General features: G+C 60.5%; 17 protein-coding genes and 1 pseudogene. 16 read left to right on the top strand and 2 right to left on the bottom strand.

Features of this window, described 5'->3' with window-relative positions; all coding sequences use genetic code 11:
- Positions 1 to 171: 171 nt before the first annotated feature.
- From VGO04_RS32885 to VGO04_RS32860, 6 genes and pseudogenes are all read left to right on the top strand, one after another.
- Positions 172 to 1,707 carry a sugar ABC transporter ATP-binding protein gene (locus VGO04_RS32885; protein ID WP_327500179.1) on the top strand — a complete coding sequence of 512 codons (1,536 nt, stop codon included), beginning with the start codon at positions 172 to 174 and terminating at the stop codon, positions 1,705 to 1,707.
- Positions 1,704 to 2,693, top strand: a complete 990-nt coding sequence (locus VGO04_RS32880) for an ABC transporter permease (protein WP_327500178.1) — start codon at positions 1,704 to 1,706, stop codon at positions 2,691 to 2,693. The genes VGO04_RS32885 and VGO04_RS32880 overlap by 4 nt, the downstream gene beginning before the upstream one ends.
- Positions 2,694 to 2,795: 102 nt before the next feature.
- Positions 2,796 to 3,584, top strand: a complete 789-nt coding sequence (locus VGO04_RS32875; protein ID WP_327500177.1) for an SDR family NAD(P)-dependent oxidoreductase — start codon at positions 2,796 to 2,798, stop codon at positions 3,582 to 3,584.
- 13 nt (positions 3,585 to 3,597) lie between these two features.
- A complete protein-coding gene (locus tag VGO04_RS32870) occupies positions 3,598 to 4,029 on the top strand; it encodes a hypothetical protein (protein WP_327500176.1) in 432 nt (143 codons plus the stop codon).
- Positions 4,030 to 4,165: 136 nt separating this feature from the next.
- Positions 4,166 to 4,474: a type II toxin-antitoxin system RelB/DinJ family antitoxin gene (locus tag VGO04_RS32865; protein WP_327500175.1), complete on the top strand. Its 309-nt coding sequence runs from the start codon at positions 4,166 to 4,168 to the stop codon at positions 4,472 to 4,474.
- A pseudogene (locus VGO04_RS32860) lies at positions 4,471 to 4,764 on the top strand (type II toxin-antitoxin system RelE/ParE family toxin). The gene VGO04_RS32865 and the pseudogene VGO04_RS32860 overlap by 4 nt, the downstream one beginning before the upstream one ends.
- A 343-nt stretch (positions 4,765 to 5,107) precedes the next feature.
- Here the strand turns inward: VGO04_RS32860 and VGO04_RS32855 are convergent.
- Positions 5,108 to 5,233, bottom strand: a complete 126-nt coding sequence (locus VGO04_RS32855; protein WP_327500174.1) for a hypothetical protein — start codon at positions 5,231 to 5,233, stop codon at positions 5,108 to 5,110.
- A 73-nt stretch (positions 5,234 to 5,306) separates the two neighbouring features.
- On the opposite strand from VGO04_RS32855, the gene VGO04_RS32850 reads away from it, so the two are divergent.
- The 3 genes from VGO04_RS32850 to VGO04_RS32840 all read left to right on the top strand — a co-directional run bounded on the left by VGO04_RS32850 (position 5,307) and on the right by VGO04_RS32840 (position 7,504).
- Positions 5,307 to 6,143 carry an alpha/beta hydrolase gene (locus VGO04_RS32850; protein ID WP_327500173.1) on the top strand — a complete coding sequence of 279 codons (837 nt, stop codon included), beginning with the start codon at positions 5,307 to 5,309 and terminating at the stop codon, positions 6,141 to 6,143.
- Between the two features lie 96 nt (positions 6,144 to 6,239).
- Positions 6,240 to 6,701 (top strand): Rid family hydrolase, encoded by a 462-nt coding sequence (locus VGO04_RS32845; protein ID WP_327500172.1) that lies wholly within the window; start codon positions 6,240 to 6,242, stop codon positions 6,699 to 6,701.
- A gap of 116 nt (positions 6,702 to 6,817) precedes the next feature.
- A complete protein-coding gene (locus VGO04_RS32840; RefSeq protein ID WP_327500171.1) occupies positions 6,818 to 7,504 on the top strand; it encodes a gamma-glutamylcyclotransferase in 687 nt (228 codons plus the stop codon).
- A 39-nt stretch (positions 7,505 to 7,543) separates the two neighbouring features.
- Here VGO04_RS32840 and VGO04_RS32835 read toward each other — a convergent pair whose 3' ends face one another.
- On the bottom strand, positions 7,544 to 8,443 hold the full coding sequence (locus VGO04_RS32835) for a LysR family transcriptional regulator (RefSeq protein WP_327500170.1): 900 nt from the start codon (positions 8,441 to 8,443) through the stop codon (positions 7,544 to 7,546).
- 110 nt (positions 8,444 to 8,553) lie between these two features.
- Between VGO04_RS32835 and VGO04_RS32830 the strand changes: the two genes are divergently transcribed.
- The 7 genes from VGO04_RS32830 to VGO04_RS32800 all read left to right on the top strand — a co-directional run bounded on the left by VGO04_RS32830 (position 8,554) and on the right by VGO04_RS32800 (position 15,704).
- Positions 8,554 to 9,486 (top strand): VOC family protein, encoded by a 933-nt coding sequence (locus VGO04_RS32830; protein ID WP_327500169.1) that lies wholly within the window; start codon positions 8,554 to 8,556, stop codon positions 9,484 to 9,486.
- A 316-nt stretch (positions 9,487 to 9,802) separates the two neighbouring features.
- Complete coding sequence (locus VGO04_RS32825) at positions 9,803 to 10,492, top strand: hydrolase (protein ID WP_327500168.1); 690 nt, start codon at positions 9,803 to 9,805, stop codon at positions 10,490 to 10,492.
- 65 nt (positions 10,493 to 10,557) lie between these two features.
- A complete protein-coding gene (locus tag VGO04_RS32820) occupies positions 10,558 to 10,845 on the top strand; it encodes a XapX domain-containing protein (RefSeq protein WP_327500167.1) in 288 nt (95 codons plus the stop codon).
- On the top strand, positions 10,845 to 12,827 hold the full coding sequence (locus VGO04_RS32815) for an amidohydrolase (RefSeq protein WP_327500166.1): 1,983 nt from the start codon (positions 10,845 to 10,847) through the stop codon (positions 12,825 to 12,827). The genes VGO04_RS32820 and VGO04_RS32815 overlap by 1 nt, the downstream gene beginning before the upstream one ends.
- A gap of 160 nt (positions 12,828 to 12,987) precedes the next feature.
- Positions 12,988 to 13,431 carry a DoxX family protein gene (locus tag VGO04_RS32810; RefSeq protein ID WP_327500165.1) on the top strand — a complete coding sequence of 148 codons (444 nt, stop codon included), beginning with the start codon at positions 12,988 to 12,990 and terminating at the stop codon, positions 13,429 to 13,431.
- Positions 13,428 to 15,026, top strand: a complete 1,599-nt coding sequence (locus tag VGO04_RS32805) for an MFS transporter (protein ID WP_327500164.1) — start codon at positions 13,428 to 13,430, stop codon at positions 15,024 to 15,026. The genes VGO04_RS32810 and VGO04_RS32805 overlap by 4 nt, the downstream gene beginning before the upstream one ends.
- Positions 15,027 to 15,395: 369 nt before the next feature.
- Entirely contained in the window at positions 15,396 to 15,704 is a 309-nt protein-coding gene (locus VGO04_RS32800; protein WP_327500163.1) for a hypothetical protein, read from the top strand.
- Positions 15,705 to 15,869 lie beyond the last annotated feature (165 nt).

Here is a 15,869-nt window from a genome sequence, read left to right as displayed (position 1 = left end):
GTGAACCTTGCGACCTATGCCAAGCGGGTGATGCTCGACGGTGACCATCCGAAGGAAGTCACCAACGGCAAGGACATCGTCTACTACGGTGCCACGCTCTTCACCAAGGACAACTGCAAGTGAACCGGTCGGGCGGGCGGTGCTGCCGCCCGTCCATTTCGGAGGTGCGACATGTCGATTGTTCTTGAGAACATCACCAAACAATGGCCGGGCACGCTCGCGCTCGATGGCGTATCCATCGAGATCGTCGAGGGCCGCGTGCACGGTATCGTCGGCGAGAATGGAGCCGGCAAGACGACGCTCGTCAGTATCTTGAGCGGTGCGGTCCAGCCGACGGCCGGCACGCTCAGCATGGCGGGCCAGCCGGTCGCTTTCGAAAATCCGGCAGCGGCCGTATCAAACGGCGTTTCGCTCGTATCGCAGGAAGGTAGCCTGGTGCCGCATCTGACCGGTGCGGAGAACATCTGTCTCGGCTTCGAACCGGTCAAGAGCCGGTTCTTAATCAACCGACGGGAGGTGCAGCGGCAGGCGGAGGAGCTCGCCAAACAGTGGTTTCCGGAAACGGCAATCGCGCTCAACCGCAAAGTCGACGAGCTCCCCTATGCCGATCAGAAGGTCATCGAAATCCTGCGCGCCCTGCACTCGCGGCCGAAGGTTCTGATCCTTGACGAACCGACGGCAACGCTGCCGGCCAAGGAAAAGCAGAGCCTCTGGACGCTGATCCGCCAACTGTCCGATGCCGGCATGGCGGTCGTCCTCATCAGTCACTTCCTGCAGGAGGTAATCGATCTCTGCGACGAGATCACCGTGCTGCAGGACGGCCGCAAGGTGAGCCACCTTTCCAATGCCAACCACGAGGTCACCGAGCGGCAGCTGATCGACCTTATGCTCAATCGCGGGCAGGCCGGCAATCAGCATCGTCTGCTCGATGGCGCCCTGACGGAGCGCACACTCGCTGATGATGCGGAGGTCGTCGTCGATATCAAGGGATGGCAGGGCGAGCGTTTCCATATGGACGGCCTTGAGGTGCGCAGCGGCGAGATCGTCGGTCTGATCGGCCTGACCGGTTCTGGGCATTTCGAGTTCGCCCAGTCGCTGTTCGAGCCGCGCCTTGCAACCGCCGGCCGATACCGGTTCAAGAGCAAGGACGTCGGGCGGGCCAGCGTGCGGGACATGAAACGCTGTGGGGCAGCGCTGATCCCGGATCACCGAATGATCAATGCCATGATCGGCGACTGGACCGTGCGCGAGAACATGTCGATGGCCGGTATTCAGGAGACGAGCCTCAAACCTATAGGGATTGTTCAGGCCGGACGCGAGCGCGCCGAAACGCTTCGCCTGATCAAGCGGCTGAACATCAAGACGTCCAGTGCGGAGACGAAGATCGTCGAGCTCAGCGGCGGCAACAAGCAGAAGGTCTCGGTCGCCAAATGGCAGTTCGCCTCCGAGGGCAAGTACAAGCTCTTCGTCTTTCTCGAACCGACCGAAGGCGTGGATGTCGGCGCAAAGCGCGAGATTCACGACCTCATCGTCTCGCTCGCCGAACGCGGCGCGGCTGTCATCGTCGCGTCGAGCGATCTCCTTGAAATCGCCCATGTGGCCGACCGGGTCGTGGCGTTCAGGAATGGCCGGGATGCCGACCAGATTGCCCGTCGCGATTTCAGCGAGGCCGTCTTCATCAATGCAATTGCGGGGGTAACCCAATGACCATGACAACGACTATTGCTCCGGAGGAAGCGTCCCGCCCGATGCGCATTGGCACACTCATCCAGAAGTACAGCACGCTTGCCGTCCTGATCATCCTGTTCCTGGCCTTCGCAATCGGCACGGATCGGTTTTTCACCGGCACCAACCTCGTCAACATCCTCCAGCAGATCTCGATGTTGACCATCGTCGCCGTCGGCCTGACCTTCGGGTTTGCGGCCAAGGAGATGGATCTTTCCGTCGGCTATGTCGTCGGTCTCGCCGGTCTGCTGGCGCCGCTTTTGATGGTGGCCGGCGTGCCGATCCCCGTGTCGATCATCGGCGCGCTCGTCGCCGGTCTTGCCGTCGGCCTCATCAATTCGGCGCTCGTCGTCGGGGTCGGTGTTCCCTCGCTGATCGCGACGCTCGCGGCCGGCTCCATTCTCTGGGGCATCAATTTCATGATTTCAGGCGGCCGGGCGATCTATGGCGGCATTCCCGCGGATTATCTGGCGGTCGGCCAGGGCAAGGTTGCGGGCATACTGCCCTATCCGGCGCTGATCATGCTGGTCATCGTTGGCGGGTCGTGGTTCGTGATGGAGCGCACGACCTTCGGCCGCTACCTCTATGCCGTCGGCGGCAACGCGCGCGCTGCCGAGCTCTCGGGCATCAAGGTCCGCTCCTACCGGGTCTATGGGCTGGCGCTGAGTTCGCTGTTTGCTGCGATCTCCGGGATCATCCTCTCGGCACGGCTTGGTTCCGGCCAGCCGAACGGCGGTGAAACCTATCTTCTGGATGGTCTGGCCGCGGTGTTCATCGGCATGACGATGCTTCGCCCGGGCACTGCGACCGTCATGGGCACATTCTTCGGAGCGCTGCTGATCGGCATCATGAACAACGGTCTCAACCTGGTGGGCATGGACACTTACGTACAGAGCATCGTCAAGGGCATCATCATCGTCATCGCCGTGTCGGTGGTCTCCCGCACGACGAAGCTGAAGCTGCTCTGACCAACCGGTCGAGGAAGATGCAGAAGAAACCTTGACGCGCTAGTCGATTGCCGTGGCATCCTTGCTGCGGCCATCGGGAAGCATGTGGAGGAGACTGCAGCCATGAACCTGAACCTGAAAGACAAGGTCGTCATCGTCACCGGTGCAAGCTCCGGCATCGGGCTTGAAACGGTCAAGGCGTTTCTGACCGAAGGCGCCCGCGTGCTGGGCGTCAGCCGCGACATGGCGCCGGTGAAAGATCTTGCTGCGCACGACCACTGGCAGACATGCGAGGTCGATCTTGGGGAGAAAGGGGCCGGGGAGACCGCCGTGGGCGCGGCACTCAAAGCCTTTGGCCGCATCGACGTGCTTTTCAACAACGCCGGCATCTGTCCGACGCGAGGCGGCTTTCTCGAGGTTTCGGACGAGGATTGGGCGCAGACGCTCAATGTCAATCTCATGGGCTATGTCCGCATGGCGCGGGCTGTGCTGCCAACGATGCTCGCCCAGAAGAAGGGCGTGCTGATCCATTGCGGTTCGGAAGCCGGGCGCATGCCGCACCCGCTGCTGCCGGACTACAGCACCTCCAAGGCGGCGATCGCCCTTCTGTCAAAGGCGCTTGCCCGTGAGTTCACTCCCAAGGGCATTCGCTCGAATGTGGTCGCACCCGCCCACATTCGCACCGAACTCTGGGACCGCCCCGGCGGCTTCCTCCATGCGCTCGCCGAGCGCTACGGCACGACGATCGACGGCGCGGTGGATGCGTTCCTTGCTGAATCGAAGCTGCCGGCTGGGCGGCTTGGAACCGCGCGGGACGTCGCCACTGCGGTTCTTTACCTGGCCTCGGATCTTTCCGAGTTCATCAGCGGCGATGTGATCAATATCGATGGCGGGGTCATACCCACCACATGATGGAGGAATCGGAATGGTATCGATGGCGCGGAGCAACGTTTCAATGTCGAAGGCTTTTCGCGATGAGATCGCGAATGCGGACGAGCGTGTGGGGCAAACCCTCGTGTCCGAGACCGACCTCGTACGTGTCTGGCACATCAACCTCGCACCCGGCGAGCGCCTGGGCTTTCATCGACATCAACTGGACTATTGCTGGATCGCACTGACGCCAGGACGATCCCGTTCGATGTATGCGGACGGCAACACTGTCGTGACCGACTATGAGCCTGGAGACTGCAAGGTCTTTGCCTTTGCCGCGGGCGAGACGATGGTTCACGATCTGACCAACATCGGATCGAGGCACCTTGCTTTTACCACGATAGAATTCAAGGGCTCGCTCAAGCGAGAACATGACAGGGTCGAACCACCAAAAAACGCTCTCCGCGATCTTAACGGCTCCATATGACGCAGGCGCTCTCCTTGCTATGGGAGTTTCCGTTCTGTGCGTCCTAAGTCGCATAGTGTATCGTCAGGAACGCTCTGATCCTGACTGGATACCGTCATGCAATCGAATTACACTGAATTCAGTAAGGAGATTGGCGATGGCTTCGAATGCACTCGTTCAAACGCGAATTGATCCCGACATTCGGGACCGTGCTACTGCAGTCCTGCAGAGCATGGGTCTAACGGTTTCGGATGCCGTGCGAATCCTTTTAACTCGGACGGCGAACGAAGGCTCGCTTCCACTGGAATTGGTCGGTAGCACTGAGGCTCACGATGCCTGGTTTCGCGCCAAGGTGTTGCAGGCTCTTGAGGACACGCGACCCGACTCTGAGGATGCCGACGCTGAAGCTCGCTTCCGCGAGCGCCGGAAGAGGGCTGCGCGTAAAGCAGGAGCGGGCGACCGATGAGGCTTGTCTGGGCGCAGTATGCGCTTGACGATCGCGACGATATCTTCAGCTACATCGAAAGTGAGAACCCAAATGCGGCGGGTCACGTCGACGAGGAAATCGCGCGCGCCGTTCGGTGCTTGCTAGATTTCCCCGAAAGTGGCAGGCCTGGGCGCGTTGAGGGAACGCGCGAGTTGGTGATTCCACGCACGCCATACATCGTAGCATAAATGCTGATGGCGGACCGGATCCGCATTCTTCGTATCTTGCATGGAGCTCAGATTTGGCCTTACGGGTTTGGGGACGAGTAATCGCCCCGTCTGCGGTTCAACTCTCTTCAAGGCGAAGCATAAGGTCGACCTTTACGGCTCTCGCATTCCCAACAGCTTCTTGATGGAATTCCTTACCTGCTGGGCGGCCTTTGACAGGCCATCCTCTCGCTCGACCAGTTGAATCCTGCTCGTGGGATGGGCGAAGGCGAAAGCGTTTGCCTCGGCTTGAGCATTCAGAAACTGGGCTGATCGGACCGTGGCGTGAGGAAATGTTGAGGCGCCGTCGGGACTGTCGACCGCCGCAACCATTTCAGATTCCGCAATAAAATCGAAACTATTGGCGCAATTGTGAGAGCCCCACGCTTGCGGCACTATCAGGCCGTCAGACGAATTCAGTGTCGCCTGACGCCTCAACGAAGAAGCCGCAGGCAACCGAAATGACCCAGACCATTTCTTCCATGACACGCAGGAGCGCGCTCCTTTCCGCCGGTGCCGCCGTCGCAGCCATGGCAATTTCGCCGTCTCTCAATCTAGCAGCCGAGGCTGCATCAGCATCCCGGTCAACCGAAGGAACCAAGACAATGGCATTTGTAACCACCAAGGACGGCGTCGATATATTCTACAAGGACTGGGGTCCGAAGGACGCTCAGCCGATCGTCTTCCACCACGGTTGGCCGCTGTCGTCGGACGATTGGGATGCCCAGATGCTGTTTTTCCTGTCGAAGGGTTATCGCGTCGTCGCCCATGACCGCCGTGGTCACGGACGTTCCGCCCAGGTTTCCGACGGCCATGATATGGATCACTACGCCGCGGATGCTTTCGCCGTCGTCGAAGCGCTCGATCTTGAGAATGCCGTCCACATCGGTCACTCCACCGGCGGCGGTGAAGTCGCCCGCTACGTTGCCAAGCACGGCCAGCCGTCGGGCCGCGTCGCCAAGGCGGTTCTCGTCTCCGCAGTTCCGCCACTGATGCTGAAGACCGAAGCCAACCCGGAAGGCCTGCCGATCGAAGTGTTCGACGGTTTCCGTTCGGCGCTTGCCTCCAATCGCGCGCAGTTCTTCTGTGACGTTCCGGCAGGCCCGTTCTACGGCTTCAACCGTGATGGTGCCGCAGTCCAGGAAGGCGTAATCCAGAATTGGTGGCGCCAGGGCATGATGGGCGGCGCGAAGGCCCATTACGACGGCATCAAGGCCTTCTCCGAAACCGACCAGACGGTAGACCTGAAGGCGATCACCGTGCCGACGCTGGTCCTACACGGCGAGGACGACCAGATCGTGCCGATCGCAGACTCCGCACTGAAGTCTTCCAAGCTCCTTAAGAGCGGCACGCTCAAGACCTATCCCGGCTTCTCGCACGGCATGCTGACCGTCAACGCCGATGTCCTGAATGCCGATCTCCTTGCCTTCGTGAAGGCCTGATCGGTCCGGCGGCGGGTGCGGCCTCCCACGCATCCGCCCCCTCCATGAACCACAAGTGCCTACTCGGCGCGCCGTCATTCAATGAAGGAATCCATCATGACGAAGAGCGACCACCCGTCCAGGAAAGTAGAGAACCATGGCGTCGCCTGGGAGCGTGCCTTCGGATACGTTCAGGCCGTGCAGGTCAAGGACACGATCTATATCTCGGGCCAGTTGAGCCACGATGACAAAGGCAATCTTGTCGCTCCGGCGGAACTCGATGAGAATAGGCGGCCTGCGGACTTCTCGCAGATGGAGAGCCAAATCCGCCAGACCTACGTCAACGCAAAGACCTTGCTCGCCAGATATGGTGCGACCCTTGACGATGTCATTGAAGAGACACTGTACGTGCTGGATGTTCCTAGCGCGTTTGCGGCCGGATCCAAGGTCCGCAAGGAAATGTATGGCACGGATGTGCCTCAGTGCGCCAGCAACCTGATCGGGGTTTCGGCGCTGGCTTTCCCCGAGCAGATCGTCGAAATCACCTTCCGGGCAATCACCAACCGTCCCGCTAATTGATGGGGCGGCCGCTCCTCCATTCACTGCCTGAGGCGATGGGCCTCCAGCGGCAAACTCGTTGAACGGTTCACACGATGTCAAAGGCACCGTCTGCCAAGGCGCCCGCACCTGCTACCATGGAACTTACCCCGGACCTCGTCGCCACGACCCTCAGAATTGTCGAAGACGAGGGACCGGAACCCAATTGGAATCCGATCTCGCCCGAGCAGCTCGACGACCTCGTCAGCAGGGTTGAGGAAGAGGCTGGTGACGAGGAGATATGGGTGTTCGCGTACGGATCCTTAATGTGGAACCCGGGTTTCGAGGTGGCCGCGAGCGAAGAGGCGGTCGCTTACGGCTGGCACCGTGCATTCTCGTTGAGGATTGAGCGGTTCAGGGCCACCTCCGACGTGCCCGGTCTCATGCTCGCACTTCGGCCAGGAGGAAGCTGTTCGGGTCTGATCCTCAAGCTTCCGTGCACTACCAAGAGGGAAAATCTGCGTACTCTTCTGGCACGAGAGATTCGGTATGCCGAAGTGTGCGACATGGTGCGTTGGGTTGCGGTCAAGACACTGACCGGTGTGCGACGGGCGCTCACGTTCTGGGCGAGTGGCAGGCGATCTCCGCTCACGCAGAAGATCCCCCTCGAAGAGGCGGCAGGGTTGATCGCCCAGGCATGTGGGCCTGCCGGATCTTGCGCGGAATACCTGCATCGGACGGTTTCAGATCTGGCGGATCGCAAAATCTACGATCGAAACCTGTGGCAGCTCCAGCAAATAGTCGCAGCTAGGCTTCGAGCACTCCAACAGCATGATCGCACCTGAAACGGTGTGCCAGATCAGGGTGAAGGACTTTTGCGTGCGTCAGCCCAACATGACCATCTTTGCCGCGACCTGCTCCTCGAAGAACTTGGAGAATGACGCAATCCTTGGCGGGAGGGCTTGGTAGGGCGGGTAGAACAGCGTCAGCCACAGGTCCGGCGGCGCCCATCCCTTGAAGACGTGGACAAGGCGACCGCTGGTGATGTGATCGGCGATGTTGAATCCTGGAAGCAGGGCGACACCCGCGCCGTCGGCGGCCATGTCCGCCAGAACCTCTCCGCTGTTCGCGCTGAAGGCTCGGCCTGCCGAAATCGTGATGCTTGACCCACCGTCTGACAGCACCCAGTTCTCACGCCGGCTTTCGCCGCTGTATGCGAGGCAGTCGTCGGGCTTCAGTTCGCTCGGGTGCTGCATGTCGGCGAATCTGCTTCCGGGAGCGGCGACCAGGATGCGCGGCACCACCCGGATCTTCCTCCAGATCGTGAACTTGTCCGAAGGCTGCGACGAGATGCGGATCGCCAGATCGTAGTCGTCGTCGACGATGTTCACCAATCCATCGGACAGCGATATCTCGAAGCTCATCTTCGGATAGCGTTCCTTGAACCCAGACAGAATCGGCGGCAGCACCGTCTTGCCGAACCACGTCGGCGCACTGATACGCAGCCGCCCCTCGTCCGCCTTGTGCGCGTTCATTACTTCGCGCCGCGCGTCCTCCAGAGTCTTGACCGCTGGCTGGATTTGCGCCGCAAAGATTGCGCCGTCGGTTGTCAGCGATACCTGTCTCGTCGTGCGCACGAAGAGCTGCACGCCAAGTTCCGCCTCGAGGGCGGCGATCGCCCGTGTGACGGCTGCTGGCGTCATGTCCAGTTCGCGGGCGACCTGGGCAAAATTCCGCTTCTCAGCGGCGAGCAGAAAGGTTCGGAGAGCTTTGTAGTCGTTCATCTCATTGTTTCATAAATTGCAATTCAGTCAAAAGGAATATTGCAATTCCGAGCAGTGAGCAACGGGTCTACACTCTTATCAACACCGGAACACAGCCGAGAGGATTCAAGATGATCAAGGACATCAAGGGACTGCACCACGTGACTTCGATGGCATCGGACGCGCGGCAGAACAACCGCTTCTTCACCGACACGCTTGGTCTTCGTCGTGTCAAGCAGACTGTTAACTTCGACGACCCGAGCGTCTATCACCTCTACTATGGTGACGAGACGGGCTCGGCTGGAACGGTGATGACCTACTTCCCGTTCCCGAACATGATGCTCGGCCGCCCCGGTGTCGGTGAAGTCGGCGAGACCCAGTTCTCCGTTCCCGAGGGATCGCTGAAGTTCTGGCAGGATCGCTTCACCACCCAAGGCGTGGATGGTCTGGAACGCGACACTGTTTTCGGCGTCGGCCGACTCCGTTTCATGGGACCGGACGGCGACAGCTTTGCGCTTATCGAGTCCGCAGACGACAAGCGTGCTCCATGGCTGTCAGATGGAATTCCAGATGATGCGGCCATCCGCGGTTTCGCTGGCGCACGCTTCAGCCTGCACGACACCGCTGCAACGGAGGAACTGCTCGGCTTCATGGGCTACGAGCGCGCCGAGAAGGAGGGCGACGTCGTACGCTTCATCATACCCAACGGCAACGGAGCGGACACGATCGATCTACTGGCATTGCCAAAGACTCCGTTCGCGCGGCAGGGCGCAGGTTCGGTGCACCATATCGCTTTTGCCGTCGACAACCGCGAGAAGCAGCTCGAGGTGCGCAAGGCGCTGATGGACACCGGCTACCAAGTCACCCCCGTCATCGACCGCGATTATTTCTGGGCCATCTACTTCCGCACGCCGGGCGGTATCCTCTTCGAGGTCGCCACAAACGAGCCCGGATTCAACCGCGATGAGGATACGGCCCATCTTGGGGAAGCCCTTAAGCTTCCGGTCAGATACGAAGAATACCGCGAACAGATTCAGGCTAGTCTCGTGCCGCTGGCGGCATAAGCAGAAGTCACCGAAAGTTTGAAATCAGAGCGCCGTGATCCGATAGGATCGCGGCGCTCTTCCGTTTCTAACGCGCTCTCCGGCCAACGATTATTTCAGATGACGCAATTCAATCGAAAGTCTTATTGCAATTCCTCGGATGGTAACGGCGCGGTAAGTTTGTTTTCAGCAGCCAAGACGACGAGTGCACCGGCCCGGAACGGAGCCAGCGACACTCAGAGATTTAGAGGACGAGTGTCGCTCGAGGGCGTCCGATCGACGGCTGCTGACCATTTTTTGGCACCGCACGCGGGCCGCAACCGAAGAGGAACGAATCATGTCCAAGCTTGAAGTCCTGACCCCGGCCAACAGCCAGCTCATCTTCATCGACCAGCAGCCGCAGATGGCCTTTGGTGTCCAGTCGATCGACCGCCAGACACTGAAGAACAACGTCGTCGGCCTCGCCAGGGCCGCCAAGATCTTCAATATTCCGACCACGATCACCACGGTCGAGACGCAATCCTTCTCTGGCAACACCTTCCCCGAGCTTCTTGCCGTTTTCCCGGAGAACGACCTTCTCGAGCGCACCTCGATGAACTCCTGGGACGACCAGAACGTCCGTGACGCTCTGGCGAAGAATGCCGCCAGCGGCCGGAAGAAGATCGTCGTCTCCGGTCTCTGGACCGAGGTCTGCAACACCACGTTTGCTCTTTCCGCTCTCCATGATGTTCCGGAGTACGAGATCTACATGGTCGCCGATGCTTCCGGCGGCACTTCCGCCGACGCGCACAAATACGCGATGGACCGGATGGTGCAGGCAGGCGTGATCCCGGTCACCTGGCAGCAAGTCCTGCTCGAATGGCAGCGCGACTGGGCGCGGAAGGAAACTTACGATGCGGTCACCACGCTGGTGAAGGAGCATTCCGGCGCGTACGGCATGGGCATCGACTACGCCTACACAATGGTTCACGGCGCAGAAGAACGCGTCAAGCACGGCAAGCGCATCGGCCCGAACCCCGCAAAGTAAGGGCTCGATCAGGCCGCTCCGATAACCCCGTCGGCGCGGCTTTTTCTGCAACCGGAGAACATGAAATGAAAGTCTATCTCCTATCACTTGGCGCAGGCCTGTTTGTCGGCATCGTCTACAGTCTGCTCAATGTCCGATCGCCCGCACCACCTGTCATTGCCCTGGTTGGCCTTCTCGGCATTCTGGTCGGCGAGCAGATCCTCCCGCTCGCAAAGTCGCTTTGGACAAAGGAGCCGGCGGCCATTTCCTGGATCCACCAGATCAAGCCGCACGTGTTCGGCCACCTGCCGAAGGGCACCGATCGTATTGCGATTGCCCATCAGGAGAAGGTGAATGCCGAGGAACGGAGCTGATGACGACACGTCGATCCTTTCTTGGAGGCGCATCGAGCCTGGCGTTCTCGAACCTCTTCTCCCCGGCAAAAGCCGCCAATCCCAACCCGACCGGAGTAGACACCATGCATCCCGACCTGATCCTCCACAATGGCCGCGTGACGACCCTTGACCGGACCAATCCGAATGCGACGGCGATCGCCATCAAGGACGGGCTGTTTCTGGAAGTCGGATCCGACAGCGAGATCATCGCACTCGCAGGTTCCAACACCAGGGTCGTCGATCTCAAGGGCAAGCGTGTCCTGCCCGGTCTCATTGACAACCACACCCACGTCGTGCGCGGTGGCCTGAACTACAACATGGAACTGCGCTGGGACGGCGTGCGCTCGCTCGCCGACGCAATGGATATGCTGAAGCGGCAAGTGGCCATCACGCCTGCGCCGCAATGGGTGCGCGTGGTCGGCGGCTTCACCGAACATCAGTTCGCCGAAAAACGCCTCCCCACCATCGAGGAAATCAACGCAGTCGCGCCCGACACGCCTGTCTTCCTTCTTCATCTCTATGACCGCGCGCTGCTCAACGGCGCCGCTCTTCGTGCCGTCGGATACACCCGCGATACGCCGAACCCGCCTGGTGGGGAAATCACCCGTGATGCCAGTGGGAACCCTACAGGCATGCTTCTCGCCAAGCCGAATGCGGGTATTCTGTATTCGACACTTGCGAAGGGACCGAAGCTTCCTCTCGACTATCAGATCAACTCGACGCGCCACTTCATGCGCGAACTCAATCGCCTCGGTGTGACAGGTGTCATCGATGCAGGCGGCGGCTTCCAGAACTACCCCGACGATTATGAAGTCATCCAGAAGCTTTCCGACGAGAACCAGATGACGGTGCGGCTGGCCTACAACCTCTTCACCCAGAAGCCGAAGGAAGAGAAGCAGGACTTCCTGAACTGGACGCAGTCAGTCAAATACAAGCAGGGCAATGACTACTTCCGTCACAACGGTGCTGGAGAGATGCTCGTCTTCTCGGCTGCCGACTTCGAGGATTTCCGCCAGCCGCGTCCGGAGCTGGCCCCGGAAATGGAAGGCGAGCTTGAAGAGGTCGTCCGCGTCCTGGCGGAAAACCGCTGGCCCTGGCGTCTGCATGCCACCTACGACGAGACGATCTCTCGCGCCCTCGATGTGTTCGAGAAGGTCAACAAGGACATTCCGCTCGAAGGGCTGAACTGGTTCTTCGACCATGCCGAAACCATCTCGGACCGCTCTATTGACCGTATCGCCGCACTCGGCGGTGGCATCGCCACGCAGCACCGCATGGCCTACCAGGGCGAATACTTCGTTGAGCGGTACGGTCACGGCGTGGCCGAGGCGACGCCGCCGATCCGCCGCATGCTCGACAAGGGCGTCAACGTCTCGGCCGGCACAGACGCCACCCGCGTCGCCTCCTATAATCCTTGGGTTTCGCTGTCGTGGATGGTGACCGGCAAGACGGTCGGCGGCATGCAGCTCTACCCGCGCGCCAACTGCCTCGACCGCGAAACCGCGCTCCGGATGTGGACCGAGAAGGTCACCTGGTTCTCCAATGAGGAAGGCAAGAAGGGCCGCATCGAGAAAGGGCAGTTCGCCGACCTCGTGGTGCCGGACAAGGACTTCTTCTCCTGCGCCGAGGACGAGATCTCCTTCCTGGTATCGGAGCTGACCATGGTCGGCGGCAAGATCGTCTATGGCGCGGGCGACTTTAAGACGCTGGACGAGAACGACATCCCGCCTGCGATGCCCGACTGGTCACCTGTCCGCAAATTCGGCGGCTATGCGGCCTGGGGTGAACCGGAAGGGGCAGGCGCTCGTTCCCTGCGCCGCACCGCGATCGCCACATGCGGATGTGCGAGCGATTGCGGCGTTCACGGCCATGACCACGCCGGAGCCTGGACATCCAAGCTGCCGATCGCCGATCTCAAAGGTTTCTTCGGCGCTCTCGGCTGCTCGTGCTGGGCGGTCTGAGCAAACTTCAGTTCGGGTGACCTGGCCACCCGAGCGTCACTCTATAATTGCAGATTACGCAATTAAATCGAAACTTTTACTGCAATTGTTGGCGAGGCGGCACCCAGACAATATCGCTCCATCGAATGCAGCCGCTCGCGGCGAACACGCAGGAGTAGATATGACCTACCAATCTCTAAGATCCAACTCAGTCCGGAGTGCCTTGGCACGCGTCGTCGCCTCGCCTGTCGTGCGGACGGTTTCGCTGCTCGCACTTTGCGCAGCCTATGTCCAGGGTCCGCTCACCAAGATCTTCGACTTCGATGGCGCGTTGGCGGAGATGGATCGTTTCGATCTGCAGCCGGCCGCGTACTTCGCGATCGCCGTTATCGCATTTGAACTGACGGCCTCCGCCCTGGTGATCTCCGGCTTCCTGCGGTGGGCGGGTTCCCTGGCGCTGGCCGGCTTCACGCTTCTCGCGACCTTTATCGCTTTGCGCTTCTGGGAGATGGCTCCGGGTCTGGATCGCATGATGGCGACCAACGCCTTCTTCGAACATCTCGGGCTCGCTGGCGCATTCCTCTTCGTCGCCGCATTCGACTTATCCAAGGGAGCTGGCAAATGAGCGCCGCAAAATCACCTGGGGGCACCTTCGCTCCTCTCGCGCAGCCTGTGTTCGCGGTCCTCTGGATCGCAACCGTCCTCGGCAACACCGGAAGCTTCATGCGCGATGTCGCAAGCTCCTGGCTGATGACGGACCTGTCGGCATCCCCTGCCGCAGTCGCCATGGTTCAGGCGGCGGGAACGCTGCCGATCTTCCTGCTTGCGATCCCTGCGGGCGTTCTCACCGACATCCTCGATCGTCGCAGGTTCCTGATCGCCATCCAGGTGCTGTTGGCCTCCGTCAGTATCTCCCTGATGGTTCTCGCTCAAACTGGCATGCTTTCGGTCAGCGCGCTGATCGGCCTGACCTTCCTCGGCGGCATCGGTGCCGCGCTCATGGGACCGACGTGGCAGGCAATCGTTCCGGAACTGGTGAACCGCGAGAACGTGAAGAGTGCAGTTGCTCTCAATTCGCTCGGCATCAACATTGCCCGATCCATCGGTCCTGCCGCGGGTGGTCTCCTTCTCGCCGCCTTCGGAGCCGGGATCACCTATGGCGCGGACGTTGCCAGCTACATCGTGGTGATTGCTGCTCTCGTTTGGTGGCCTCGTGCGAAGAATGCCAATGACGCGCTTCAGGAGAACTTCTTTGGTGCCTTCCGGGCAGGACTTCGCTACACCCACTCCAGCAGGCCGCTCCACGTCGTTCTCATACGTGCGGCCGTCTTTTTCGCCTTCGCCAGCGCTGTCTGGGCGCTCTTGCCACTCGTTGCCCGCCAATTGCTCGGTGGTGATGCGAGCTTCTACGGCATTCTCCTTGGTGCTGTCGGAGCAGGTGCGATCGGCGGTGCGCTGGTCATGCCAAAATTGCGCGAACGCCTGAGTTCCGACGGTCTTCTTCTTGGTGCAGCGGTGATCACTTCCATCGTCATGGGTGTTCTGTCGCTTGCTCCGCCGCGACCCGCAGCGCTCATCGGACTTCTTTTCCTCGGGGGCGCATGGATCACCGCCCTGACGACACTCAATGGCGCCGCGCAGTCTGTCCTACCAAACTGGGTGCGAGGTCGTGGTCTCGCCGTCTATCTGACAGTCTTCAACGGTGCGATGACAGCAGGAAGCCTCGGCTGGGGCGCTATCGGTGAGGCTGTCGGCATTCAGTTCGCCTTGGTCATCGGAGCCGTCGGCCTCCTAATCGCCGGGTTCGTCATGCATCGCGTGAAACTCCCGGCAGGCGATGCCGACATGATGCCGTCGAACCACTGGCCGGAACCTCTCGTCGCCGAACCTGTCGCCCACGACCGTGGCCCGGTTCTGATACTGATCGAGTATCGTGTCGAGAAGCAGCACCGCAGCGCATTCCTGCACGCTCTCGACGATCTTTCCTACGAGCGTCGGCGCGATGGAGCCTACGGATGGGGTGTCACCGAAGACTCAGCCGACCCCGAGAAGATCGTTGAGTGGTTCATGGTTGAGTCCTGGGCTGAGCACCTTCGCCAGCACAGGCGGGTGTCCAACGCCGACGCCGATCTGCAGGGCAAGATAGTTGCTTACCATGTCGGCCCCGACAGGCCTGTCGTTCGTCACTTCCTGACGATAAATCGACCCAATACCGCATAACGGATAGGGGAGTGGCGGCTGCGGCCGCCGCTTGGTTTGTTTACCCCACGCTGCCAGCCGCGCAAGCTATGTTCTCGACGCCTCGCCGACGAACCAGAAGATCTATCTGTTCTCCGCCCAGGGGCTCGAGGTCAACGGATACTTCGGCACCCCCAGACACGGGTCGCCAGTTCGAATCTTTTCAAGGCGTCCACTCTTCTTCGTTCGAGATAGCGTCGAGCGGCGATGAAATCGCGAACCTTTCGACGCGGCAAAAGGTCGAGATTAGATGTTGGCTGCCGAGTAAATCTCGAACGGAAGAATGTGCTGCGAGACGAGAAGAGGGACGTGGTTGAAGTTCCCGCCCTGACCAGGCGCAGCGAGGACATCTTGAAGCTGTTCGACGCTTTGCCCCAGGGTGAAAAGCTCCGGTTTCTCACCGAGTTCTCCGGCACGTCGGAAGGCCGGCAGGTTCTGGAGGAGGCGAAGACCATTGCCCGGGCTCTTGAGCAGCGTCTCGGCAGTTCGGATCCGCGGAGTTTCAAGAAGGAGCTCGACCGGCTGGGATTGAAAGACGCGGCCGTGATCGACCGCATCAAGGACGTCGCTCGTCTTGTCGATCGGGCAGATCGGGCCGAGCTCAGCCGGAAGCACGAGCTCACGCGGGGACTGAAGAAGGGGCTTGGTTTGGGCATGTAGGTTAGCGTTTCGGACGCCCACGTCCCGTTGTTCGCGGCCATCACCGACTTGACCACCTCAACCGCGATCGCCGTCGGGATTTTCCTCAGTCGTTCGACCCGGTCGCCGCTACGAGACCTTTCGCTCCGTCAGGCTTGACCACCGCGCCGAAGACACAGGGTTTGG

It is taken from the genome of Ensifer sp. (assembly GCF_035999185.1).
Taxonomy (GTDB): domain Bacteria; phylum Pseudomonadota; class Alphaproteobacteria; order Rhizobiales; family Rhizobiaceae; genus Ensifer.
This window is presented reverse-complemented; position numbering and strand designations above follow the sequence as displayed.

Excerpts from the sequence above, each read along its gene's own strand:
- VGO04_RS32820 (WP_327500167.1), top strand. The coding sequence starts at position 10,558 with ATGAAAGTCTATCTCCTATCACTTGGCGCAGGCCTGTTTGTCGGCATC.
- VGO04_RS32875 (WP_327500177.1), top strand. The coding sequence starts at position 2,796 with ATGAACCTGAACCTGAAAGACAAGGTCGTCATCGTCACCGGTGCAAGC.
- VGO04_RS32845 (WP_327500172.1), top strand. The coding sequence starts at position 6,240 with ATGACGAAGAGCGACCACCCGTCCAGGAAAGTAGAGAACCATGGCGTC.
- VGO04_RS32835 (WP_327500170.1), bottom strand. The coding sequence starts at position 8,443 with ATGAACGACTACAAAGCTCTCCGAACCTTTCTGCTCGCCGCTGAGAAG.
- VGO04_RS32810 (WP_327500165.1), top strand. The coding sequence starts at position 12,988 with ATGACCTACCAATCTCTAAGATCCAACTCAGTCCGGAGTGCCTTGGCA.
- VGO04_RS32840 (WP_327500171.1), top strand. The coding sequence starts at position 6,818 with ATGGAACTTACCCCGGACCTCGTCGCCACGACCCTCAGAATTGTCGAA.
- VGO04_RS32870 (WP_327500176.1), top strand. The coding sequence starts at position 3,598 with ATGGTATCGATGGCGCGGAGCAACGTTTCAATGTCGAAGGCTTTTCGC.
- VGO04_RS32885 (WP_327500179.1), top strand. The coding sequence starts at position 172 with ATGTCGATTGTTCTTGAGAACATCACCAAACAATGGCCGGGCACGCTC.
- VGO04_RS32830 (WP_327500169.1), top strand. The coding sequence starts at position 8,554 with ATGATCAAGGACATCAAGGGACTGCACCACGTGACTTCGATGGCATCG.
- VGO04_RS32850 (WP_327500173.1), top strand. The coding sequence starts at position 5,307 with ATGGCATTTGTAACCACCAAGGACGGCGTCGATATATTCTACAAGGAC.
- VGO04_RS32880 (WP_327500178.1), top strand. The coding sequence starts at position 1,704 with ATGACCATGACAACGACTATTGCTCCGGAGGAAGCGTCCCGCCCGATG.
- VGO04_RS32805 (WP_327500164.1), top strand. The coding sequence starts at position 13,428 with ATGAGCGCCGCAAAATCACCTGGGGGCACCTTCGCTCCTCTCGCGCAG.
- VGO04_RS32865 (WP_327500175.1), top strand. The coding sequence starts at position 4,166 with ATGGCTTCGAATGCACTCGTTCAAACGCGAATTGATCCCGACATTCGG.
- VGO04_RS32855 (WP_327500174.1), bottom strand. The coding sequence starts at position 5,233 with ATGGCTGCGACGGCGGCACCGGCGGAAAGGAGCGCGCTCCTGCGTGTC.
- VGO04_RS32815 (WP_327500166.1), top strand. The coding sequence starts at position 10,845 with ATGACGACACGTCGATCCTTTCTTGGAGGCGCATCGAGCCTGGCGTTC.
- VGO04_RS32825 (WP_327500168.1), top strand. The coding sequence starts at position 9,803 with ATGTCCAAGCTTGAAGTCCTGACCCCGGCCAACAGCCAGCTCATCTTC.